Genomic DNA, 20,941 nt, shown 5'->3' with positions numbered 1-20,941 from the left:
CCGCGGCGCCGCGACGCCCAAGTCCACGCGCGCCGTCCGCGCCGACAAGCCGTCCAAGGTCGCCCAGCCGCCGGCGTCCGCGCCGGCAGCCCCGGCCGGGCTGCCCGCCATCGAACCGGCGATCCAGGCGCGCAAGCGCGTCAATGCGCGGGAAGTCGCCGCGCGCCAGGAGACCTCGTCGGTGTTGGCCGATATCGCCCGCCGCTACCAGATCGGCGAATCGGGCGAAGCCCACGCGGCGCTGCGCTCGGTGATCGAGGAACTGTCGCCGGACGACGCGGTGGCGGTGCACCGCGCGCTGCTCGAAGCCAACGCGCAGGCGCCGGCCGCGCGCCGCAATCCCGACGAGGAGCTGGCGACCGACTGGCGCGAGGGTATCTATCCGTACCGCCACCGCATGCTGCGGCGCAATTACGAAAAGCAGAAATACGCGCTGCAGGTCGAGCTGCTCAAGCTGCAGGCCTGGGTCAAGGCCACCGGACAGCGCGTGGTGATCCTGTTCGAGGGCCGCGACGCGGCGGGCAAGGGCGGCACCATCAAGCGCATGATGGAGCACCTGAATCCGCGCGGCGCGCGCGTGGTGGCGCTGGAGAAGCCGTCCGACACCGAACGCGGCCAGTGGTATTTCCAGCGCTATGTGCAGCATCTGCCCACCGCCGGCGAAATCGTGATGTTCGACCGCTCCTGGTACAACCGCGCCGGCGTCGAGCGCGTGATGGGCTTCTGCTCGCAGGAGGAATACCTGCAGTTCCTGCGCCAGGTGCCCGACTTCGAGCGCCACCTGGTCACCAGCGGCATCCACCTGGTCAAGTTCTGGTTCTCGGTCAGCCAGGAAGAGCAGCGCCGCCGCTTCCTGCAGCGCAAGGTGCATCCGCTCAAGCAATGGAAGCTGAGCCCCGTGGACCTGGCCTCGCTCGACAAGTGGGACGACTACACCCGCGCCAAGGAAGCGATGTTCGCGCACACCGACACGGCCGACGCGCCGTGGATCGTGGTGAAGTCGGATTGCAAGAAGCGCGCGCGCCTGAACGCCATGCGCTATGTGCTCAGCCGCCTGCCGTACGAAGGCAAGAGCGGCGCGCCGGAACTGGCGCTGGATCCGTTGATCGTGGGACGGGCGCTGTAGCGCTGTCGCTTTTTCGTGGGCGGTCCGCCGGGCCGGTCCGGGCCCTGTCGCGGTCGCGTCTCACTTGCCCCGCATCTGGTCGATCAGGCGCCGGTCGCGCTTGGTCGGTCGGCCGGCGGCGATGTCCAGCGCCGGCTCGGGCGCCAGCCGCCGCATCTCGGCCGCGCGTTCGCGCGCGGCGGCGCTTTCCGGGGTTTCCTCATATAGCTGGCGCGCCACCGGCGCCGGGCCGCGCGCGCCGCTGACGGCGACCACGCGCACCTGGATGGGCGGGTCTTCCTTGCGGATGCTGATCACGTCGCCGGGGCCGACCTCGCGCGCCGGTTTGGCGGGCTGGCCGTTGACCTGCACCCGGCCCTTGCCGATTTCGTCCACCGCCAGGCTGCGCGTCTTGTAGAAGCGCGCCGCCCAGAGCCATTTGTCGAGCCGTATCCTGTCCATCGTCATTGCCGTCATCAATCGGGTCGTCAGGCGGACATGATAGCGGTTCGCCTCAGCGCGGCACTTCGCGCAGCAGCGCGGCGAAGGCGCTGGCCGGCAGCGCGCGGCTGAACAGGAAGCCCTGCATCGCGTCGCAGCCTTCCTCGATCAGCATCTGGCGCTGCGCCTCGGTCTCGACGCCCTCGGCCAGCGTGCGCATGCCCAGCGAATGCGCCAGCCGCACCACGCCGCGGATCACGGCGGTGGCGGTCGGCACCTTGCCCAGCGCCCAGACGAACGACTGGTCGATCTTGAGCGTGTCGATCGGCAGCCGCGCCAGGTACGCCAGGCTCGAATAACCCGAGCCGAAGTCATCCAGCGACGCCGATATGCCGGCCTCGCGCAGCGCCGCGAGAATGCCGGAGGCCTTCTCGACGTCGCTCATCAGCGAATTCTCGGTGACTTCCACGTCGAGCAGTGTCGGCGGCACGCCATGCACCTGCGCCAGGCGCACGATGGTGTCGGCCAGGTCGGGCGCCACCAACTGGCGCGCCGACAGGTTGAACGAGATGCGCGGCACCGGCAGGCCCTCGCCCAGCCATTCGCTGATGTGCAGGCAGGTGGCGTTGGCCACCCATTCGGTCAGCGCCGACTCCATCGGCGAATCCAGGATCACGTCCAGGAACGCCGCCGGCGCCAGCAGGCCGCGGGTGGGATGGCGCCAGCGCAGCAACGCCTCGGCGCCGCACAGCGAGCCGTCGTGCATGCTGATCTGCGGCTGGAAGTGCAGCTCGAACTGGTTGTTGGCCAGCGCGCCCTGGATGTCGCCGCGCAGCGACAGGCGCGCGCCCAGCCCCTGCATCAGTTCGCGGTGATACACCCGCACCTGGAAACGGCCGGCCGACTTGGCCGCGTACATCGCCGCGTCGGCATAGTTCAGCAGCATCTCGGCCGATTCGCCGGGCGAGTTCATCAGCGCGATGCCGATGCTGGCGCCCAGCGAGACCGAGCGGCCATGGATGTCGCTCGGGATCGACAGCGCGTTCAGGATCGAATTGGCCAGGGCCTCGGCCGCACGCTCGTTGGTGCCGCGCAGCACCAGCAGGAACTCGTCGCCGCCGACCCGGGCGCAGAAAATCGCGGGCGTGAGGAACTTGCGCAGCCGCTCGGCCACATCGCACAGCAGCAGGTCGCCCTCGGCGTGGCCGAAGGCGTCGTTGACTTCCTTGAAGCGGTCCAGGTCCAGGAACAGCACCGCCAGGGTCGGGCCCTGCGCGGCCAGCGTCCGCTCGGCCTCGGCGATGGCGGCGGACAGCGTGTCCATGCATTGGCGCCGGTTCGGCAGGCCGGTCAGGTAGTCATGGGTGGCCTGGTATCTGAGCTGGGCGGTTTCCTCGCGTTCGCGCGAGACGTCGCGCAACAGGACCGCCAGGCCGTCCTCATGCGCAAAGGCGCGCACCTCGAACCAGCTCGCCAGCGGCGCGTAGTAGCCGATGTGTTGGGCCGGGCGGCCGGTCTGCATGGCGCCGCGGCAGGCATCGTAGTAGCCGGTGCCGACCAGGTCCGGACAACTGTCCCACAGGCCGCGCCCCACCAGGTCCAGCCTGTTGCGCCGCAACAGGCGTTCGGCGGCCGGGTTCAGGTAGCGCACACGCCATTCGCGATCGAGCGACAGGAAGCCGTCGGCCAGACTGTCGAGCGTGGCGCCGTCGGCGCCGGCCGCGAGGCGGGCGTCGGCGGGCGGGGGAAAGGATGAGGGCTCGTGGCTGTCGTGGTTCATCTCGTCGCGGATTTCCCTGAGCGCGCTTGAAGTGCTGTTGTATCGCATCGGGGAGCCGCCGTAAAACCAAAAAAAGACGCCCCGAGGGGCGTCCAAGACCGGCATTCCGGTTGTCGGGCGGCAGGTCGCCCGGCGGTACTCAATCCAGTTTCAGGTCGGCTTCCTTGACCACGCGCTGCCACTTGGCGATCTCGGCGCGGCGGAACGTGTCCAGTTCGGCGGGGGTGGAGCCGATGGGCTCGGCGCCGATGCCTTCGAGCTGTTCGGCGATCTGCGGGTCCTTCAGCACCTTGGCCAGGGCCTGCGACACCTGGTTGACGATTTCCGGCGGCGTGCCGGCCGGGGCGAATACGGCGTTCCACTCATACGTCTCGTAGCCGGGCACGCCGGATTCGGCGATGGTGGGCAGGTCCGGCGCCGCTTTGGAACGCTCCGAGCCGCCCACGGCGACCGCGCGCAGCTTGCCGTTCTTCACGTGCTGCCAGGCCGAGCCCATGCTGGCGAACATCACCGGCACCTGGCCCGACATGACGTCGATCATGGCCGGGCCGCCGCCCTTGTAGGCGACGTGCTGCAGTTGGGTCTTGGCCAGCAGGTTGAACAGTTCGCCGGCCAGATGCTGGGCCGAGCCGGGGCCGGCCGAGGCGAAATAGACGTGTTCCTTGCTGTCGGGCTGGCCCAGGCGGATCAGGTCGGCCACGGTCTTGACCTCGTACGAAGGCGTCACCACCAGCACGTTGGGCACGCGCAACAGCAGCGATACCGGTGCGAACGCGGTCAGCGTGTCGAACTGCATCTTGGAGTGCAGCGCCGGGTTCTGCGCGTGGTTGGAGGCGTCCAGCATCAGCGTGTAGCCGTCGGGCTGGGCCTTGGCGACCACGGCGCCGCCGATCATGCCGCCGGCGCCGCCGCGGTTTTCGATGACCACCGGTTGACCCAGTTCGGCCGCCAGCTTGGGGCCGATCAGGCGGGCCACCACGTCGACCGTGCCGCCGGGCGGGTAGGTCACCACCAGCGTAACGGCGCGCTCGGGGTAGGCGGCGGTTGCCGTGCCGGCGGCGCCGGCCAGCAGGCCGGCGGCAGCCAGCAGGCTGGCGCGGCGCGCGAGGCGTTGGATCAGAGGGGTCATCAGAATTCTCCTTGGAATTGGAACAGCCGCAACGGTGTCTCGGCGAGTACGGCGCGCCGTTGCGTGGGGTCGTCGATCCAGTCGTCCAGCCACCGCATGGACGCGGGGTAGGACGCCAGGTGGCGATGCTCGGTGTGGGGCCAGTCGCTGCCCCACATGAGGCGGGCGGGCGTGTAGGCGTCCAGCAGTTGGCGCGCGGCCTCGCGGCCAGCGCTGGCACAGGCCTCGCCGGTCCAGTTGCGGTAAGGGGCGGACAGCTTGACCCATACCCGGCCGCTGTCGGCCTGCCGCAGCAGGTAGCCGAAGCCGGGGTCGGCCACGCCGAGCGCCGGGTCGGGACGGCCGAAGTGGTCCACCACCACGCGGCAGCCGGCCTGCAGCAGCGCCGGCATGATATCGGCCAGGCGCGCGGCCTGCAGGTGGATCTCGACGTGCCAGCCGAGCGCGTTGACGCGAGCCAGCAATGACTGCCACGGTTGCGTGCGCAGGTCGGGCACGGCCAGGCCGATCAGGTTGAGCCGGATGCCGACCACGCCGGCCGCGGCCAGCGCCCGCAGCGCGGCCTCGTCGATGGCCGTGTCCACCACCGCCACGCCGCGCAGCCGCGCCGGCGCGGCGCGCAGCGCCTCCAGCAGGTGGCTGTTGTCAGTGCCCAGGAAACTGGGCTGCACCAGCACGCCATGCGACAGCCCGTGCGCGTCCAGCAGGCCCAGGTATTGGGCCAGCGGGGCGTCGTAGTCCGGGGTGTGGCGGCGGGTGTCCGCCAACGCCAGGCCCTGCAGGAAGACGTGGGCGTGGCTGTCGACGGCGAGGCCGGTGACGGAGGGGGGCAAGGCAGTCTCCTGGGCGGGGTCCATGCCCCGCGCGTTCTGTAAGGTTCTGTAAGCGGCATTCTAGGGAGGCAGGGTATAGTTTTCCATTCTGGAAAATTGCTTTATTTATATTGGATTGATATGGAAACCCGGCATCTGCGCTACTTCCTGGCGGTGGTGGACCACGGCAGCGTCAGCCGCGCCTCCGAATGGCTGGGCATCGCCCAGCCGGCGTTGAGCCAGGCCCTGGGACGCATGGAAAAGGACCTGGGCGTGCGCCTGTTCGAACGCTCGCGCCAGGGCACCACGCCCACGCCCGCGGCCCAGGCCATCCTGGAGGACGTGCGCGCCAGCGTCGCGCGCATCGACGCCGCCGCGCGCCGCGCCCGCGAGATCGGCCGCGGCAGCGCCGGCCAGTTGACGGTGGGGCTGGTGTCGTCGGCGCTGTTCGATACGCTGCCGCGCGCCTTGCGCGAGATGCGTCGGCAGGCGCCCGGCGTGCGCGTGATCCTGCGCGAGATGAGCAATGCCGAGCAGGCCGACGCCCTGCAGACCGGCGAGATCGACATCGGCCTGATGCATACGCCGGTGGCGGTGGGCGGGCGCATGCGCGAGCGGCAACTGCTGCGCGACCGGCTGGTGGCGGCGGTGCCGGACGAGTTCGACGTCGCCGCCGATGGCCGGGTCTCGATGGCGCAGATCGCGCAGGCCGGCCTGGTGATGTACCCGCAGTCACAACTGCCGGCGTTCTACGCCGACATTCTCGATGCCATGCGCAAGGGCGGCCATGACGCCCACGTGGCGCAGGAGGCCAACCGCACCCTGACCGTGCTGGCGTGCGTGGCCGGCGGTTGCGGCGTGGCGCTCTTGCCCAGTTGGATCCGCTCGATGGATTTCCGCGGCGTGCGCTTTTGCGAAGTGCGCGACGGCGAGCGCCTGCCCAGCTTCGACCTGAGCGCGATCTGGCCGGCCCGCTCGGTGCCGACCCTGGCTGATTTGTTCGCCAACCTGGACCTGGGCGGGCATTGACCTTTCACTGCGCATTCAGTTGCGCCGGCGAACGCTTAAGCCACGCTTAAGAAGCCGTTTCCCCCGGAACCGCGACGCCCCGGCCGCTCTAAACAGAAACGACGTTAGAGGGGCTCTTCATGGACCTGAACTGGCAGCAGCAGTTGTGGGAAAGCGCGCTCTGGATGGCGCGCGCGTTTGGCATCAGCGTGGTCGCGCTGGCAGTGGCGACGCTGGCGCTGGCGCGCTGGACCGACTGGGGGCGCAAGTTCTGGCGCCTGGCCTGGCCCTACCTGACGCCGCGGCGCAGTTGGCGCCCGCTGCTGACGCTGGCCGCGCTGTTGTTCCTGGCGATGTTCGCGGTCCGCATGACCGTGCTGTTTTCGTTCTGGTACAACGGCTTCTACAGCGCGCTGCAGGCGCTCGATCCGAACGCATTCTGGCGCTTGCTGGGCATCTTCTCGGTGCTGGCCACGGTGCACGTGATTCGTACCCTGGTCGACAGCTACGCCGGCCAGGCCTTCGACATCCACTGGCGGGTCTGGCTCAACGACCGCCTGACGCGCGACTGGCTTGGCGCGCGCGCCTACTACCGCGGCCACTTCGTGGGCGAACCGGTGGACAACCCCGACCAGCGCATCGAGCAGGACATCGCCCTGTTCGTGAGCGGCTCGCGCTCGCTGGCGATCGGCGCCTTGAGCGCGGTGGTGTCGCTGGTGGCGTTCACCGGCATCCTGTGGAACCTGTCCGGCGCGCTCGAGGTGGCTGGCGTGGAGATCCCGCGCGCCATGGTATTCATGGTGTACGTGTACGTGCTCATCGCCACCTTGTTCGCGTTCCGCATCGGCCGGCCCCTGATCCTGCTGAACTTCCTGTCCGAGCGGCTCACCGCCAACTTCCGCTACGCCTTGCTGCGGCTGCGCGAGAATGCCGAGAACGTGGCCTTCTACCAGGGCGAGGAGGTCGAACGGGCGACGCTGTGGGCGCGCTTTTCGGCCTATATCGCCAACCTGTGGGAGCGGGTATACCGGGGCCTGAAATTCGACGGCTTCAACCTGGTGGTGAGCCAGGTGGCCGTGGTGTTCCCGTTCCTGTTGCAGGCGCAGCGCTTCTTCAGCGGCGCGATCAAGCTGGGCGACGTCATGCAGACCTCTCAGGCCTTCGGCCAGGTGCAGGACTCGCTGTCGTTCTTCCGCACCTCATACGATGCCTTCGCGCAGTACCGCGCCACGCTCAACCGCCTGGCCGGCTTCCTCGACGCCAACGCGGCCGCGCGAGATCTGCCCGCGATCGCGGCGCTGCCCTTGCCGCACGCCATGGAAATCAGCGGACTGGACGTGTCGCGTCCCGATGGCCGCGCGCTGCTGCGGCGGTTGGACCTGGCGCTGCATCCGGGCCAGGCCCTGCTGATCAAGGGGCCTTCGGGCAGCGGCAAGACCACCCTGTTGCGCGCCCTGGCGGGCCTGTGGCCCTACGCGCAGGGCACGGTGCGGCGGCCGCAAGGCGCGGCCGCGCTGTTCCTGTCGCAGCGCCCCTATCTGCCGCTGGGCAAGCTGCGCGATGCCGTGGCTTATCCCGGGCATGCGCAGGCCGGCGATGACGCGCGCCTGGCGTCCGCGCTGCGGGCGGTGAATCTGGGGCACCTGGCCGCGCGGCTGGATCACGAGGCCGATTGGTCGCGCATCCTGTCGATCGGCGAGCAGCAGCGCGTGGCGTTCGCCCGCGTGCTGTTCAACCGGCCGGCGATCGTGTTCCTGGACGAGGCCACATCGGCCACCGACGAAGGGCTGGAACACATGCTCTACGGCCTGCTGCGCGAACAGTTGCCAGACGCCATGCTGGTCAGCGTCGGCCACCGCAGCACGCTGGACGCGTTCCACACCCATCGGCTGGACCTGGACGGAGAGGGGGGCTGGCGCGCCGGACCGCTGGCCGCGGCGCCGGGGCCGGTGCTGACGCGGGCGGCGGCCTGAGGCCGGCGCGAGGCGTTCTGCCGTGCAGCCGGCTCCCAGCGGCCGGCCGCTGGCACGAGCACGGGCGGCGCCCGGCGTGCTCGGGCGCCGGTCAGGTGCCGACCCGCAGCGGGCCGGTCAGCTTGCGCAGCGCCGCGATCACGCTTTGCGCGGTGATGCGGCCGGTCTTGGGATTGGCCGACGGGATGTTCTGGATTTCCATCGAGAACGAGGCGGAATCCGACACCACCTCGACGCGATGCACATTGCGTTCCAGCGACGGGTCGGCCCAGATCTCCAGCGTGGTGCGGTCCGGACCGATGCCGGCCAGCGAGACGCTCACCGCCACGTTCAGGTTGGCCGGGAAGCCCACCGCCGCCTCGCGCGGCGAACCGCGGAAGATCAGGCGCGGCTCGGTGATGCCGTCGATATCGATGTTGTTGTCGGTCAGGTAGGGCGCGCCCAGCAGGCCGCGCACCGGTTTGCGCGTGATCATCGTGACCGAATGGATCTCGCCCTCGGCGGCGGCGGTGATCGCATCCAGGCCCAGGATGGCGCCGGACGGCACCAGGATCTGGCCGTGGTGGCGGCGCGCCAGCTCGATCAGGTCGTCGTGGCGCAGCAGCGCGCCGGAGCTCAGCACCACCAGCTTCTTGCCGGCCGTGAGCACCGGCTCGGCCAGTTCGCGGAACACGGCGGCCGGGGCGCATTCGACCACCACGTCGCAATGTTCGGCCAGCGCGCCGATGGTGGTGAACACCGGCCTGGCGTTCTGCCACGCCACCGCGGGCGCGGCCTGGGGATCGCGCACGGCCACGGCGGCCAGCGTCAGGCCGGGCAGGCCGGCATCCAGGGATTGCGCCACGGCCTGGCCGATGGCGCCGAAGCCGGCGATGCCGACGCGGTAGCTGTTCATGGAAGATTCCGGGGAAGGGGCGCAGGGCGCCGTCAGATTCGCGGGCCGGCCGGCGGCAGCATCGCCGGCCAGGGTCGGCGGTCACTGTAGCGAGGGGGCGGGCGTGCGTCAATCATCGCGGACACCATGCGCTGTCCGTTCCGTTCGTTCATCGCCAGGCGGCAGGGGCATGCGGCTAGCGGGCCGGCGGGGCGAATTCCCGTCCCGTGTAGTCGGACGCGACCGCGATCTCGCCGCGAGCCAGCCGCGCAGACCAGTCGTCCAGCACGCGGCGTTCCTCCGCGCCGACGTCCGCGCCCAGCGCCAGCCGCAGCGATGCGCCCGCTTCCAGGCCGAACTGCGTGACCGCGCCGACCCGCAGCGCGCCGGCGGCGTGATCGGCCGCGGCGCGTTCCACGCACAAGCCAGAATCGGCCAGCGCCGACGCCAGATACACGGCGGGATCGCGCGCCACCCAGTCCAGCACATTGCCGATCTGCCACAGGCCGCGGCGGCGGCAGGCGCGGGTGATGCCGTCGCGGCCGCCATCCATCATCGCGAACACCACGCGCGCGCCGTCGGCGGCCAGCGCGTCGGTCCAGGCCTCGGCCAGCGCCGGGTCGTGCTGGTTGCCGCAGAAGCCGGTCAGCGGATCCTGGCCGACTACGCGGCGCACACCGTCGGCATAGGCGGCGCGACCCTTCAGCCCGGGCCGCACGCGTTCCCCCGACAGATGCGCGGCGCCGCCGCGCAGGCCCGCCAGCACGCCGGCCAGGAAGGCCGTGTGCTCCTGCAGGATTTCATAGGACGCTACATTGGCCGCATGGTGGCTGCCCTGGGTGATGGCGAACTGCGTGCGCGCAAAGCGCGGCGCCACCCGCGCCACCGGCACATCGCCCTGGCCGCCATGCACGATGACGAGGTCGGGGGCGTCCGCGCACAGCGCCGCCAGGCGCTCGGCGCGCGCATCGGGGTCGTTGTCCTCGATCCATTCCACCTGCAGGGCGTGGCCCGCGCGCGCGGCGCGCGCCGCGCCCTGCACGGCGGCTTCGTTGAACCCGCCCCGGCCGGCCTGGCCGAACAGCACCAGCAACCGGCGCACGCTCACAGGCTGGCTCCGGTCGCCCGCACCACCGGGCCCCAGGTATCGGCCTGGCGGCGCACGAAGTCGGCGAATTCGGCGGGCGACTTCTGCGCCAGCACGAAGCCCTGCCCTTCCAGTTTGGCGCGGATATCGGGGGTGCGCAGCACCTGCGTCAAGGCGTCGTACAGGCGTTCGCTGACGGCGTCGGGCAGGCCCGCCGGGCCAGACAGGCCGACGAAATTCTCGGCCACCAGGCCGGGATAGCCCAGCTCGCCCACCGCCGGAATCTCCGGCGCCTGCGGCACGCGCTGCGCGGTGGTCACGGCCAGCAGGCGCAATTGGCCGGTGCGCAGGAACGGCAGGTTCTGCGGCAGCGCGTCGACCGCGAAGCGGATCTGTCCGCCCAGCAGGTCGTTGCGCATCGCGCCCGAGCCCTTGTACGGAATGTGTTCGAGCCGCGCGCCGGTCTGGCGCGCGTACAGTTCGCCGACGATCTGGCCGACCGACGCCAGGCCGCCGCTGCCGTACTGCACCGGCGCCGGCTGCGCCTTGATCCACTCGGTCAGTTGCGCGAAGGTCTCGACCGGCACCGACGGATGCACCACGAACGCGGTCGGCACCGCGCCCAGGTAGGCCACGTGGCGGAAGCTGGCCAGCGGATCGTAGTGGTGCTGGGGCATCAGCGCCGGCGAGATCGACAGCGGCGCCGAGTTCGACATCAGCAGGGTGTAGCCGTCGGCCGGGGCCTGCGCCACCTGCGTCGCGCCGATGGTGGAGCCGGCGCCGGGACGGTTGTCGATCACGATGGACTGGCCGAGCAGTTCGCCCAGCGCCGGCGCGATGACGCGCGCGGCAATGTCGCTGGCGCCGCCCGGCGGGAACGTCACCACCAGGCGGATGGGGCGCTCGGGCCAGGCGGCGGCGCGCGCCCGGCGGGTATGCGCAAGCGGCAGGGCCAGCGTGCTGGCGAGCAGGAATCGGCGGCGGGAGATCGGCATGGCGAGTCGGCGCTTTGGCGGCAAAGGGCCGTACTGTAGGAAACCATGCCGTCCGCCACAAAGACTTTATGGCGGTTTGCTTATGCCCGCCGCGTATCGCGGCGGACGGGGCGCGCGCCTTGCGCTTGCGCCGCCCGTCGCGCCGCCGGCAGAGCGCGGGCGGCGGGGCCCGTGGTCAGCCGCCTTGCCTGGCCTTGGCCATGTAGTCGACCGTCAGGTTGGACAATGCGCGCACGCCGTTGATCAGGCCCGACTCGTCCACATAGAAGCGCGGCGAATGGTTGGGAGCGGCGGTGTCGGGATTGACGTCCTTGGGCGTGACGCCAAGGTAGAAGAACATGCCCGGCACCTTCTCCTGGTAGAACGAGAAGTCCTCGGACGCCGTCGACTTGGGCTGCAGGCCGTAGTTGCCTTCACCCGCCACGCGCCGCAGCGTGCCACCCATCTCCTCGGTCAGGCCGGGATTGTTGACGGTGGCGTTGTACAGCTCCACCACCCGCACGTCGGCCTTGGCACCGGCGCTCTGCGCGATCTGCGTGGCCGTGCGCTCGATGCGCTGGTGGATGTCCTTCTTCATGCCCTCGTCATACGTGCGGATGGTGCCCGTCATGGCGACGCTGTCCGGCACGATGTTCATGCGGTTGCCGCCGTGGATCGCGCCCACGGTGATGACGGCCGGCTCCAGCATGCTGTTGATCTGGCGGCTGGGAATGGTCTGCAGGCCCAGGATGATCTGCGAGCTGACCACGATCGGGTCGATGCCCGACCACGGCCGCGCGCCGTGCGTCTGCTTGCCGGTGACGTCGATCCAGAACTGGTCGGCCGCGGCCATCGCCGGGCCGCTGCGCCACGACAGCTTGCCCACCGGATAGCTGCTGGAGACATGCAGGCCGAAGATCGCGTCGACCTTGGGATTGTCCAGCACGCCTTCCTGCACCATCATCTTGGCGCCCCAGATCTTCTTGCCGTCCGGCTCGAAGTCGGCGGGACTCTCCTCGGCCGGCTGGAAGATGAACTTGACGCTGCCGGGCAACTGGTCCTTCATGCCGGCCAGCACTTCGGCGGTGGCCATCAGGATGGCGGTGTGGGCATCGTGGCCGCAGGCGTGCATCACGTCCACTTCCTTGCCCAGGTAGGTGCCCTTGGCCTGGGAGGCGAACGGCACGTCCACCTGCTCCTTGACCGGCAGCGCGTCCATGTCGGCGCGCAGCGCCACCACCGGGCCGGGCTTGCCGCCCTTGAGCAGCGCCACCACGCCGGTGCCGGCCACGCCGGTCTTCACTTCCATGCCGAGCGCGCGCAGATGGTCGGCCACCAGCTTGGACGTGCGCGTTTCCTGGTTGCCCAGTTCGGGATGCTGGTGGATGTCGCGGCGCCAGGCGATGAGCTTGTCTTCGATGGCCTTGGCGCGCTGGTCGATCTGCGCGGCCAGTTCCGGCATGGGCGCCGGCGCCAGCGGCCCCTGCGTGCCGGGCGCGCTTTGCGCGGCGGCGGCGCCGCTCAGCGCCAGGTGCGCGGCCAGCGCCAGCGGGGCCAGGCGGAACAGGATCTTGCGGTGTTGCATGGCATGTCTCCTCTTGGTTGTTAACCTGTTATTGGGCGGAGATATTACCGGAGCGCATGCGCGGCGGCGCGCTTGTTACGCCTGCTTAAAAACGCCGCTGTTTGATTCCGGGCGCTGGAATTCCGCGCCTTGGAATTGCGCGCCCCGCCTGGGTTTCGGCGACTCGCCGCGAGGCCCGCGCAGCGTCGTCGGACCCACGCGGTGGCGTCCGGCGTCGCCGCGACGATGCGCGCGCCTGTCGCCTACGCGGCCCGCAGCACCGGCCGCGCGCCGCGCGTGACCCTCAACAGCACCAGCGCCGCCAGCAGCGAGGCCACGCCGGCGCCGGCCATGGCGGCATGGAAACCGCTGGCCAATGCGTCGGCGAACAACGCCGCCACGCCATCGGGTTGCGCCGGCAGCGCGTGCCGGGTGACCGCCACGCGCGCCACCGCCTGCGCATCCGGTTGGCCCAGCCGCGCCAGCGCCGCGGCCAGGTGCTCGACCGCGCGGCTGCTCATCAGCGCGCCGAGCAGCGCGATGCCGATGGTCATGCCGGTCTGGCGCAGCGCATTCATGGTGGCCGAGGCCATGCCCGAGCGTTCGCGCGGCACGGTCGCCATCACCGCCATGCTGGTGGCCGGCACCGACAGTCCCATGCCCAGGCCCAGCAGCACCATCAGCGAACCCGACAGTGCATAAGGCGTGTGGGCGTCGAAGCTCATCATGCCCAGCATGGCCGCGCCGACCATGGCATAGCCCGCGATCATCAGCCGGGGCAGGCCGAAGCGCTGGTTCAACCGGCCGAACACCGTCGACACGATGCCGGTGGCCACGAACTGCGGCGCCAGTTGCCAGCCCGTCTCCAGCGGCGTCAGGCCGCGCACGTGCTGCAGGTAGAGCGAGAAGAAGAACAGGCTGCTGTAGGCGCCGAATCCCATCACGAACGAGGCGAAGTTGGTGCTGGCGAAGCCCGCGTCGCGGAACAGGCCCAGCGGCAGGATGGGACGCGCCACGGTGTGCTCGACCCAGAGGAAGGCGATCAGTCCGAGCGCGGCAACGGCCAGTGCGGCGAGGGTGGCCGGCGCCTGCCAGCCGTGTTCGCCGGCAGTGATCAGGCCATAGGTCAGCGCGCCCAGCCAGACCACGCTCAGGGCCTGCCCGAGCGGATCGAAGGCGGCATGCTCGGGATGCGCGCTTTCCTGGATGCCCCAGGCGCCCAGCGCGATCGCCAGCGCGCCCACCGGCAGGTTGATCAGGAAGATGCTCTGCCAACTGAAGTGCGCCACCAGCAGGCCGCCCAGCATGGGCCCCACGATCAGCGAGATGGCATTGCACGAGGCCCACAGGCCGATGGCGCGGGCGCGCTCGGCGGGGTCGGGAAAGGCCTGGGTCAGCAGCGACATCGCGCCCGGGATCAGCAGCGCGCCCGCCACGCCTTGCACCGCGCGGCCCGCCAGCAGCAGCGGCAGGTTGTCGGCCAGCCCGCACAAGGCCGAACCCAGCGTGAACAGCGCCACGCCCGCCAGCCACGAGCGCTTGCGGCCATAGCGGTCGCCCAGCGGCCCGGCCGACAGCATGAAGGCAGACAGGAACAGCGCGTAGGCGTCCACCACCCATTGCAGGCCGGCCATGTCGATGCGCAGCGCCGCCTGCATGGTGGGCAGGGCGACATTGACGATGCTGATGTCCAGGATGGTGATGAAACTGCCCAGGTTGACGGCGAACACCAGGGCGCGGCGGCGGGAGGCAAGCATGCGGAAGGGCCGTGAAGGGGAGGGAAAGCGTATTCTAGTAATCGACTGACCGTCGGTCAATAAATAAAAAGACGCATTCCCGGATGTTTTGCGGGCGGCAGGCGGGGCGCGTCCTCTACACTGCGGATCGTTGAAAATGAAAGGATTCCCGCTCGCGATGGCCCGTTCCGCCAAGTCCCCCGGCAAGCCCGACGCCAAGCCCGGCGCCGAGCCTGGCGCCAGGCCGGATACCCGGCCCGCCGGCAAGCCGGACTCCAGGCCCGCCGGCAAGCCGGACACCCGGCGCGGCGCCAATGCCAGCGCCGCCACGCCGCGCACCAAGCCCGCGTCGGTGCGCCTGGACGAACTGATGGCGGCCGCCGAAGATCTGTTCGTGCGCCAGGGCGTCGAGGCCACCACCATCGACCAGATCGTGGCACAGGCCGGCGTGGCCAAGGGCACCTTCTATCATTACTTTTCATCCAAGGCGGACGTGCTGGCGGCGCTGCGCGTGAAGTTCTCGCAAGGCTTCCTGGACCGCATCGACGCGGCCATGGCGGCCTGCGCGCCGGACGATGGCGTGGCGCGCCTGCAGGCCTGGACGCGCGCCGGCGTGCAGGCCTATTTCGAGGGCTACGCGCTGCACGATGTCGTGTTCCACGATGTCAACCACCCGCATCGCGGCGCCGCTGAACGCGCGGCGGTGCTGGCGCAGGTCGAGGGCATGCTGCGCGCCGGCCAGGCCGCCGGCTGCTGGCAACTGGCGCAGCCCGGGCTGACCGCGATCCTGCTGTATCACGGCATGCATGGCGCGGTGGACGACAGCATCGCGCGCGGCGCGGTCGACGCCGAGGCGCTGGCCGCCAGCCTGATTCCCTCGTTCCTGCGGCTGGTGGGCGCGGCTACTGCAGCTTGATGCCCAGTTCCTTGATCAGCGGGGCCATCTGCGCGCGATCGGCGGCGATGGTGTCGGCCAGTTCCTGCGCGCTGCCGCCGATGGGTATCATGCCCAGCGCCTCCATCTGCGCCTTCATCGCCGGTTCCTTGAGGATGTCCGCGACCGATTGCTGGATCCGCGCCACGCGGTCGGCCGGCACCCCGGCCGGCGCCATCAGCCCGATCCACGGCTGCGGCGCGTAGTCGCCCATGCCCGATTCGCGCAGCGTGGGCGTGTCCGGCAGGCCGGGAAAACGTTCGGGGCTGGTGATGGCCAGCGCCCGCAGGCGGCCGCTGTCGATCAGGCCCTTCGAACTGGAAGGGGCGTCCAGGCCGACGTCGAGCTGGCCGCCGATCAGATCGTTCTGCGTCTTGCCCGACGAGGAGGAGGGGATGTACAGCGCCTTGATGCCGGCGCGTCGCGCCGTCTGTTCCCACACCAGGTGGAAGGCGGTGCCGATCGAGAACGAACCCACCGTCAGGCTGCGGGCCCTGCTCTCGCGCACGAAGTCCTGCCAGGTCCTGATGGGGCTGTCGCTGGGCACGATGAAAAGGAACGGCGTGCGCGCCACCAGCGCCACCGGTTGCAGGTCCTTCTGCGGATCGAACGGCAGGTGGTCGACCGCGAACGGCACGATGGTCACGGACGACGCCACCACCATGCCCAGCGTGTAGCCGTCCGGCGCCGACTTGACCAGCGCCCCGGTGCTGATGATGCCGGACGCGCCGGGCTTGTTTTCGACCACCACCGCCTGGCCCCAGGCGGTGGACAGCTTGCTGGCGAGCACGCGCAGCATCACGTCGACCGGACCGCCCGGCGGATTGGAGACGATGATCTTGACCGGTTTGTCCGGATAGGCCGCGCCGGCGGCGGCGGGCAGCAGCAGCGCGAGCGCGATGGCAAATTGCTTGAGCATTGGTATTCCCCTTGTCGATGTTGGACGCGCCGGGTCATGCGCCCGGCGCGGGACTTCAGGCCAGCCGTTCCAGGTGCGGCGCGGCCGGCCACGCGGGCGTCTCGCCGCGGATGAAGGCAATCCAGGCGCGTTGCGTGGTCCGCGCCAGGGAGGCGGCCTGCGTCGGCGCCAGGCCCCGCAGCATCGGCGCGTCGGCAAAGGCCGCGAGCGTGTCGAAGACGAACGGCAGTTCGATGCAATGGCAGGCCTGAAAGCGCGCCGTGGGCGCCACGTCGAAGCGCGCCAGCCACGCCTGCCGACCCTGGGCCGTGGCGTCGGCGGCCCACTGCCGCGAAGGCGCGCCGAACACGGCCTCGCTGGTCAGCGCGCAGTCGGGGCCGTCGCCGCTGGGAAATGCCGCCATTTCGTCACGCGTGTAGCTGACCAGCACATCGGCGCGGCCAGCCGCCCGCCGTAAGGCAGGCTCGATGTCGACGGGCAGCACCTGGCCATCGAGCACCGGACCGAACAGGCTGCGGCGGCTGCCTTCGGCCTGCAGGGCCGTCGCCACTTCGGGCGCCTGTTGCGCCGCCAGCAGCCGCTCGACGGGCAGGGCGCGGGCCTGTTCCAGCGTATCGGCGCCGGCGGCGGCGAGGAATGTCTGGCCCAGCGCCGCGGCCTGCGCGCTGCTGCGAAAGCCGCGGCCGAGCGCCGCGCTTTGCAGGATGGCGCGGCCAAAGCGCGGCCGCCGCGCCAGCATGGCGCAGATCGACGAGGCGCCAGCCGATTGGCCCATCAACGTGACGCGGGCCGGGTCGCCGCCCAGGTCCTGGATGTTGTCGAGCACCCAGTCGATGGCGCATTCCTGGTCCAGCAGGCCGACGTTGGCGGTCTCGCCCGGCAGGTGCAGCCAGCCCAGCGCGGCCAGCCGGTAGTTCACCGCCACCACCACCAGGTCGCCGCGCGCCGCCAGGGACGCGCCGTCATACCAGTCGAGCGCGCCGCCGCCGCTTTGCCAGGCGCCGCCGTGCAGCCACACCACCACCGGCCGGCGGCGCGCGTCGGCGGCGGGCGTCCACACCGTCAGGTGCAGGCAGTCTTCCGCCTGCGGCGCCACGAAGTCGCCCATGGCGCCGCGCAGGCGCGAGGGCAGTTGCGGCGCCACGCTGCCGGGGCGGGAGGCATCGCGCGGGCCGCGCCAGCGGGCCGGCTGGGGCGGCGCGAAGCGCAGCGCACCCAAGGGCGGTTCGGCATATGGAATGGCGCTGAAGCGGCATGCGCCGCCCTCGCGCACACCGGTCAACCTGCCGGCGCGCAGGTTGGCCTGAACGGTGTCAGTCATGGTCTGGTCCCTTGTCGTCCTGGTTTTCGGCGGACGGCGTGCAGGGCCGCCATCCGCTCGGGACTATGGTAGGGACGAATGGGGGCGGGCAGGCATGCCGGTTTCGAACCGGGTCATGCGCAACCCGCATACCTGCGCCGTGGGCGCGGCCGGGCCTGCCGCGCCTACTTCAGGATGCGCGCATCCATGCTGTTGTCGGCCAGCGCCTGGGCCTGCGCCTGGCTCATGCCCAGGTGCTCGTAGAGCGCGTGGAAGTTCTCGGTGACGTAGCCGCCGAAGTAGGCCGGGTCGTCGGAGTTGACCGTGACCTTCACGCCGGCGTCCAGCAGCGACAGGATGTTGTGCTGCGACATGTGGTCGAACACGCGCAGGCGGGTGTTCGACAGCGGACACACGGTCAGCGGGATCTGCTCGTCGATCAGGCGCGCCATCAGGCGCGGGTCCTCGGCGGCGCGCACGCCGTGGTCGATGCGCAGCACCTTCAGCAGATCCAGCGCCTCCCAGATGTATTCGGGCGGGCCTTCCTCGCCGGCGTGGGCCACGGCCGGCAGGCCCTCGGCGCGGGCGCGGTCGAAGACGCGCTGGAACAGGCGCGGTGGAAAGCCCTTTTCGCTGCTGTCCAGGCCCACGGCGATGAAAGCGTCGCGGTAGGGCAGCGCTTCTTCCAGCGTGCGCATGGCCTGTTCTTCGGGCAGGTGGCGCAGGAAGCTGAGGATCAGGCCGCTGCTGATGCCGAGCTTCCTGCGGCCGTCTTCCAGCGCCTGGCTGATGCCGTCCAGCACCACCTTGAACGGCACGCCGCGGTCGGTGTGGGTCTGCGGATCGAAGAAGGGCTCGGTGTGCACCACGTTCTGCTCGTGGCATTTGACCAGGTAGTCCCAGGTCAGGTCGTAGAAGTCCTGCTCGGTGCGCAGCACGTCGGCGCCGCGGTAGTACAGGTCGAGGAATTCCTGCAGGTTGCCGTAGTTGTAGGCCGCGCGCAGGGCATCCATGTCGGGCCACGGCAACGCCACGCCGTTGCGGCGGGCCAGCCGGAACAGCAGCTCGGGTTCGAGCGTGCCTTCCAGGTGCAGGTGCAGCTCTGCTTTGGGCAGTGCATTGAGCCAGTCGTACATGGGCGCTCCTAAGAAGAGGATTGGATGGCTTCGGCCAGCGTGTCGGCGAAGGCGCGAGCCTGGCGGGTGCTGGGCCGGTCGCGGCGCCAGATGGCCGCCAGCGGCGAGCGCCGCAGGGCGGGGCGAGGCGCCAGCACCGCCACCTCGCCGCGCGCGGCGCGCACCGCCGCGACGCTGCCGGGCAGCATCCACAGATAGGGTCCGACCGTCAGCAGTTCCCGGCCGAATTCCAGGGATAGGGCGCCGATCATATCCGGAATCGGCAGACCTTCCCGTAACAGCAGCATTTCCAGTTCGCCGCGGATGCGGCTGCCGGGCAGCGCCGTGATCCACGGGTAGGCGACGCAATCGGCCAGCGTGACCTCGGGCCGTTCGGCCAGCGGATGGGCGGGCGCGCAGGCCAGCACCACGGCGTCTTCCAGCAGGGTGACCGACCGGTAGATGCGCGGATCCACCGTGGACGAGAAGCGGCTGATCAGCACGTCCAGCGCGCCGGCGTCCAGGTCCTCGATCAGCCGCTCGTGGGTGCCGATCTCCAGCGTCAGGGTGATGCGTGGATGCCGCTCGCGAAAGCGCGAGGCGGCCTGCGCCACCGGCCAGCCGGCGAACATCGAAAAGCAGCCCACCGTCAGACTGCCCTCGTCGCCGCGCAACAGCGCCGCCAGGTCGATCTCGGCCTTGCGAAAGCCGGTCAGCAACTGGCGCGCGTGGCGGCACATGGCCTCGCCCAGCGGCGTGCAACTGGTGCCGCGCGCGGTGCGCTCGAACAGCCGCGCGCCCACCAGTTCCTCGATCTCGGCGATGGCGCGCGACAGGCCGGACTGCGTGCTGTGCAACTGCGCCGCCGCCTTGGACAGATTGCCCAGCTCGGCCACCGTCAGCACGATTTCCAGGTGCCGGGTGCGGAGTTTTCCTTTGAAGGGCGTCATGGCGGGCGGGGCAGTGGCGATGCGCCGATTATTGACCCGCGCCGGGCCCTTGGCAACGCGGCCCTGGCGTTTCGGTATAGTTCGTCGCCAGGGAGGCGGACGCGCGATGCGCATGACGACAAGGTGGAAATCCGGGCGGCCCCAGGCCGCGCCACGATGGCTGGTGGCGGGGCTGGCGCTGGCCATGCTGGCCGGCTGCGGCGTGTCGACCGTGGACGCCGTGCGCGTGACCTGGCCGCCGTTCAAGGAAGGCACGGCGCTGACGCTGCCGTCCGATCCGGCGCAGTGTCCCGACCTGTCCGGCACCTACCGGGTGGCGGGTGAACCGCGGGGTGAACCGGGCTCGGGCGAGGGCGCCGCCGGCATGGCCGACCTGCGCCACTTCCTGGCCTACACCCTGGACCTGGCGGGCCTGCCGGATACCTCGGAACATGCCTGGCGCCCCACAGCGGCCGCCAGCGTCGCCTTCGCGGCGGCGCCGGAAGGCTGGCGGATCCTGGCCGATGACGGCCAGGGCGGCCGCTTCACCGGCCTGCTGCCGCTGCGCGACGGCACGGCGGGCTCCCCCGGTCCGGCGGATGGCCCGCCGCTGGCCCGGACCGACATCCAGCACTTCGGCGGCTGCACCCAGGGCCGCTACTGGATCAGCGCCCGGCGCGACTGGCGCCAGTATGAATCCATGGGCGTGTTCCGCACCGTGGCGCTGCTGCGGCCACAGGCGGGCGGATTGCTGGTGAGCGTGCAGCGCGAGTCGCACAGCATCGGCCTGCTGCCGTGGTATTCGTCGGATGAGGTGCGGTCGCAGTATTGGTTCGGGCCGTCGGCCGCGGGCCGGTAGCCCCTCGGGTAACCGCCCGTATCCACGCGCGCTTTCTGGTTCGATTTCGTCGCCCGCTCGCGGTACGATCCGGGCTGACTTCGATTTTTCAGGATAACCATGCGACAGAATGCGCTTCGCACCCGAATCGATCCCCTGGCGCGCGCCGTCCTGGCCGCCACGCTGAGCGTCGCCGCCTTGGGCGCCGCCCAGGCCCAGTCGCCTTCTTCGGCCACCGGTACGCGCAGTCCCGGGGCCCAGCCTTCCTCGTCCGGACCGGTGCTGACGCCCAAGCGCAGCTTCGACGATCCGGCCACGCCGGCCGCGGCCCCTGCCGCGCCCGCGGCCACGCCGGACGATTCGCCGGCCGCTCCGCCGACAAACATGCGTACGCCAGCCGCCGCGCCGGCCGCCACGCCCGCG

Annotated in this window: 18 protein-coding genes and 1 pseudogene; 6 read left to right on the top strand and 13 right to left on the bottom strand. The window is 70.5% G+C overall.

The genetic code is table 11. The features are described 5' to 3' along the window. The coding region (gene ppk2 / locus HV783_RS27460; RefSeq protein WP_437341331.1) for a polyphosphate kinase 2 at positions 1-1,126 on the top strand (1,126 nt) is incomplete at its 5' end. 60 nt (positions 1,127-1,186) lie between these two features. On the opposite strand, the gene HV783_RS27455 is transcribed toward ppk2, so the two are convergent. The 4 genes from HV783_RS27455 to HV783_RS27440 all read right to left on the bottom strand — a co-directional run bounded on the left by HV783_RS27455 (position 1,187) and on the right by HV783_RS27440 (position 5,288). Continuing rightward, positions 1,187-1,567: an RNA-binding S4 domain-containing protein gene (locus tag HV783_RS27455; protein WP_054478886.1), complete on the bottom strand. Its 381-nt coding sequence runs from the start codon at positions 1,565-1,567 to the stop codon at positions 1,187-1,189. A 52-nt stretch (positions 1,568-1,619) separates the two neighbouring features. After that, positions 1,620-3,374 carry a putative bifunctional diguanylate cyclase/phosphodiesterase gene (locus HV783_RS27450; protein ID WP_254604065.1) on the bottom strand — a complete coding sequence of 585 codons (1,755 nt, stop codon included), beginning with the start codon at positions 3,372-3,374 and terminating at the stop codon, positions 1,620-1,622. 91 nt (positions 3,375-3,465) lie between these two features. Next, positions 3,466-4,455 (bottom strand): tripartite tricarboxylate transporter substrate binding protein, encoded by a 990-nt coding sequence (locus HV783_RS27445; RefSeq protein ID WP_064527850.1) that lies wholly within the window; start codon positions 4,453-4,455, stop codon positions 3,466-3,468. Next, positions 4,455-5,288 carry an amidohydrolase family protein gene (locus HV783_RS27440; protein ID WP_372413594.1) on the bottom strand — a complete coding sequence of 278 codons (834 nt, stop codon included), beginning with the start codon at positions 5,286-5,288 and terminating at the stop codon, positions 4,455-4,457. The genes HV783_RS27445 and HV783_RS27440 overlap by 1 nt, the downstream gene beginning before the upstream one ends. A gap of 120 nt (positions 5,289-5,408) precedes the next feature. Here HV783_RS27440 and HV783_RS27435 point away from each other — a divergent pair, with 120 nt between their 5' ends. Continuing rightward, positions 5,409-6,296 carry a LysR family transcriptional regulator gene (locus HV783_RS27435; RefSeq protein WP_064527846.1) on the top strand — a complete coding sequence of 296 codons (888 nt, stop codon included), beginning with the start codon at positions 5,409-5,411 and terminating at the stop codon, positions 6,294-6,296. Between the two features lie 119 nt (positions 6,297-6,415). Continuing rightward, positions 6,416-8,248, top strand: coding sequence for an ABC transporter ATP-binding protein/permease (locus HV783_RS27430; RefSeq protein ID WP_054501999.1), 1,833 nt, complete (start codon positions 6,416-6,418; stop codon positions 8,246-8,248). Between the two features lie 91 nt (positions 8,249-8,339). Here the strand turns inward: HV783_RS27430 and HV783_RS27425 are convergent, their stop codons facing one another. The 5 genes from HV783_RS27425 to HV783_RS27405 all read right to left on the bottom strand — a co-directional run bounded on the left by HV783_RS27425 (position 8,340) and on the right by HV783_RS27405 (position 14,504). After that, positions 8,340-9,143: an aspartate dehydrogenase gene (locus tag HV783_RS27425; RefSeq protein ID WP_054502000.1), complete on the bottom strand. Its 804-nt coding sequence runs from the start codon at positions 9,141-9,143 to the stop codon at positions 8,340-8,342. A 175-nt stretch (positions 9,144-9,318) separates the two neighbouring features. Continuing rightward, complete coding sequence (locus HV783_RS27420) at positions 9,319-10,230, bottom strand: BMP family ABC transporter substrate-binding protein (RefSeq protein WP_175190243.1); 912 nt, start codon at positions 10,228-10,230, stop codon at positions 9,319-9,321. Beyond that, positions 10,227-11,204: a Bug family tripartite tricarboxylate transporter substrate binding protein gene (locus HV783_RS27415; RefSeq protein ID WP_175190242.1), complete on the bottom strand. Its 978-nt coding sequence runs from the start codon at positions 11,202-11,204 to the stop codon at positions 10,227-10,229. The genes HV783_RS27420 and HV783_RS27415 overlap by 4 nt, the downstream gene beginning before the upstream one ends. A 175-nt stretch (positions 11,205-11,379) precedes the next feature. Next, the gene (locus HV783_RS27410) at positions 11,380-12,768 is read right to left on the bottom strand and encodes an amidohydrolase (protein ID WP_054502003.1); all 1,389 of its coding nucleotides are present in this window, start codon (positions 12,766-12,768) and stop codon (positions 11,380-11,382) included. 242 nt (positions 12,769-13,010) lie between these two features. Further along, positions 13,011-14,504, bottom strand: coding sequence for an MFS transporter (locus HV783_RS27405; RefSeq protein ID WP_175190241.1), 1,494 nt, complete (start codon positions 14,502-14,504; stop codon positions 13,011-13,013). 136 nt (positions 14,505-14,640) lie between these two features. Between HV783_RS27405 and HV783_RS27400 the strand changes: the two genes are divergently transcribed. Further along, positions 14,641-15,399, top strand: a complete 759-nt coding sequence (locus tag HV783_RS27400) for a TetR/AcrR family transcriptional regulator (RefSeq protein ID WP_254604063.1) — start codon at positions 14,641-14,643, stop codon at positions 15,397-15,399. On the opposite strand, the gene HV783_RS27395 is transcribed toward HV783_RS27400, so the two are convergent. The 4 genes from HV783_RS27395 to HV783_RS27380 all read right to left on the bottom strand — a co-directional run bounded on the left by HV783_RS27395 (position 15,386) and on the right by HV783_RS27380 (position 19,701). After that, positions 15,386-16,336 (bottom strand): Bug family tripartite tricarboxylate transporter substrate binding protein, encoded by a 951-nt coding sequence (locus tag HV783_RS27395; protein ID WP_116791776.1) that lies wholly within the window; start codon positions 16,334-16,336, stop codon positions 15,386-15,388. The genes HV783_RS27400 and HV783_RS27395 overlap by 14 nt on opposite strands. Positions 16,337-16,391: 55 nt before the next feature. Then, positions 16,392-17,657 carry a carboxylesterase/lipase family protein gene (locus HV783_RS27390; RefSeq protein ID WP_175190240.1) on the bottom strand — a complete coding sequence of 422 codons (1,266 nt, stop codon included), beginning with the start codon at positions 17,655-17,657 and terminating at the stop codon, positions 16,392-16,394. Positions 17,658-17,821: 164 nt separating this feature from the next. Then, positions 17,822-18,772 (bottom strand): adenosine deaminase, encoded by a 951-nt coding sequence (locus tag HV783_RS27385; RefSeq protein WP_175166701.1) that lies wholly within the window; start codon positions 18,770-18,772, stop codon positions 17,822-17,824. A gap of 8 nt (positions 18,773-18,780) precedes the next feature. Continuing rightward, the gene (locus HV783_RS27380; RefSeq protein WP_054502008.1) at positions 18,781-19,701 is read right to left on the bottom strand and encodes a LysR family transcriptional regulator; all 921 of its coding nucleotides are present in this window, start codon (positions 19,699-19,701) and stop codon (positions 18,781-18,783) included. A 112-nt stretch (positions 19,702-19,813) separates the two neighbouring features. Between HV783_RS27380 and HV783_RS27375 the strand changes: the two genes are divergently transcribed. Further along, positions 19,814-20,539 carry a hypothetical protein gene (locus HV783_RS27375; protein WP_241083075.1) on the top strand — a complete coding sequence of 242 codons (726 nt, stop codon included), beginning with the start codon at positions 19,814-19,816 and terminating at the stop codon, positions 20,537-20,539. 99 nt (positions 20,540-20,638) lie between these two features. Next, a pseudogene (locus HV783_RS27370) lies at positions 20,639-20,941 on the top strand (lytic murein transglycosylase); the annotation flags it as partial.

This window comes from Achromobacter dolens, assembly GCF_902859745.1.
GTDB lineage: Bacteria > Pseudomonadota > Gammaproteobacteria > Burkholderiales > Burkholderiaceae_B > Achromobacter > Achromobacter dolens.
The sequence above is the reverse complement of the archived record's forward strand: the minus strand, read 5'-3'. Positions and strand labels throughout refer to the sequence as shown.

What these genes read in the sequence shown, in the direction of transcription:
- HV783_RS27395 (WP_116791776.1), bottom strand. Translation starts at nt 16,336, where the DNA reads ATGCTCAAGCAATTTGCCATCGCGCTCGCGCTGCTGCTGCCCGCCGCC.
- HV783_RS27425 (WP_054502000.1), bottom strand. Translation starts at nt 9,143, where the DNA reads ATGAACAGCTACCGCGTCGGCATCGCCGGCTTCGGCGCCATCGGCCAG.
- HV783_RS27410 (WP_054502003.1), bottom strand. Translation starts at nt 12,768, where the DNA reads ATGCAACACCGCAAGATCCTGTTCCGCCTGGCCCCGCTGGCGCTGGCC.
- HV783_RS27430 (WP_054501999.1), top strand. Translation starts at nt 6,416, where the DNA reads ATGGACCTGAACTGGCAGCAGCAGTTGTGGGAAAGCGCGCTCTGGATG.
- HV783_RS27435 (WP_064527846.1), top strand. Translation starts at nt 5,409, where the DNA reads ATGGAAACCCGGCATCTGCGCTACTTCCTGGCGGTGGTGGACCACGGC.
- HV783_RS27445 (WP_064527850.1), bottom strand. Translation starts at nt 4,455, where the DNA reads ATGACCCCTCTGATCCAACGCCTCGCGCGCCGCGCCAGCCTGCTGGCT.
- HV783_RS27405 (WP_175190241.1), bottom strand. Translation starts at nt 14,504, where the DNA reads ATGCTTGCCTCCCGCCGCCGCGCCCTGGTGTTCGCCGTCAACCTGGGC.
- HV783_RS27450 (WP_254604065.1), bottom strand. Translation starts at nt 3,374, where the DNA reads ATGCGATACAACAGCACTTCAAGCGCGCTCAGGGAAATCCGCGACGAG.
- HV783_RS27390 (WP_175190240.1), bottom strand. Translation starts at nt 17,657, where the DNA reads ATGACTGACACCGTTCAGGCCAACCTGCGCGCCGGCAGGTTGACCGGT.
- HV783_RS27375 (WP_241083075.1), top strand. Translation starts at nt 19,814, where the DNA reads ATGACGACAAGGTGGAAATCCGGGCGGCCCCAGGCCGCGCCACGATGG.
- HV783_RS27400 (WP_254604063.1), top strand. Translation starts at nt 14,641, where the DNA reads ATGAAAGGATTCCCGCTCGCGATGGCCCGTTCCGCCAAGTCCCCCGGC.
- HV783_RS27455 (WP_054478886.1), bottom strand. Translation starts at nt 1,567, where the DNA reads ATGGACAGGATACGGCTCGACAAATGGCTCTGGGCGGCGCGCTTCTAC.
- HV783_RS27385 (WP_175166701.1), bottom strand. Translation starts at nt 18,772, where the DNA reads ATGTACGACTGGCTCAATGCACTGCCCAAAGCAGAGCTGCACCTGCAC.
- HV783_RS27415 (WP_175190242.1), bottom strand. Translation starts at nt 11,204, where the DNA reads ATGCCGATCTCCCGCCGCCGATTCCTGCTCGCCAGCACGCTGGCCCTG.
- HV783_RS27380 (WP_054502008.1), bottom strand. Translation starts at nt 19,701, where the DNA reads ATGACGCCCTTCAAAGGAAAACTCCGCACCCGGCACCTGGAAATCGTG.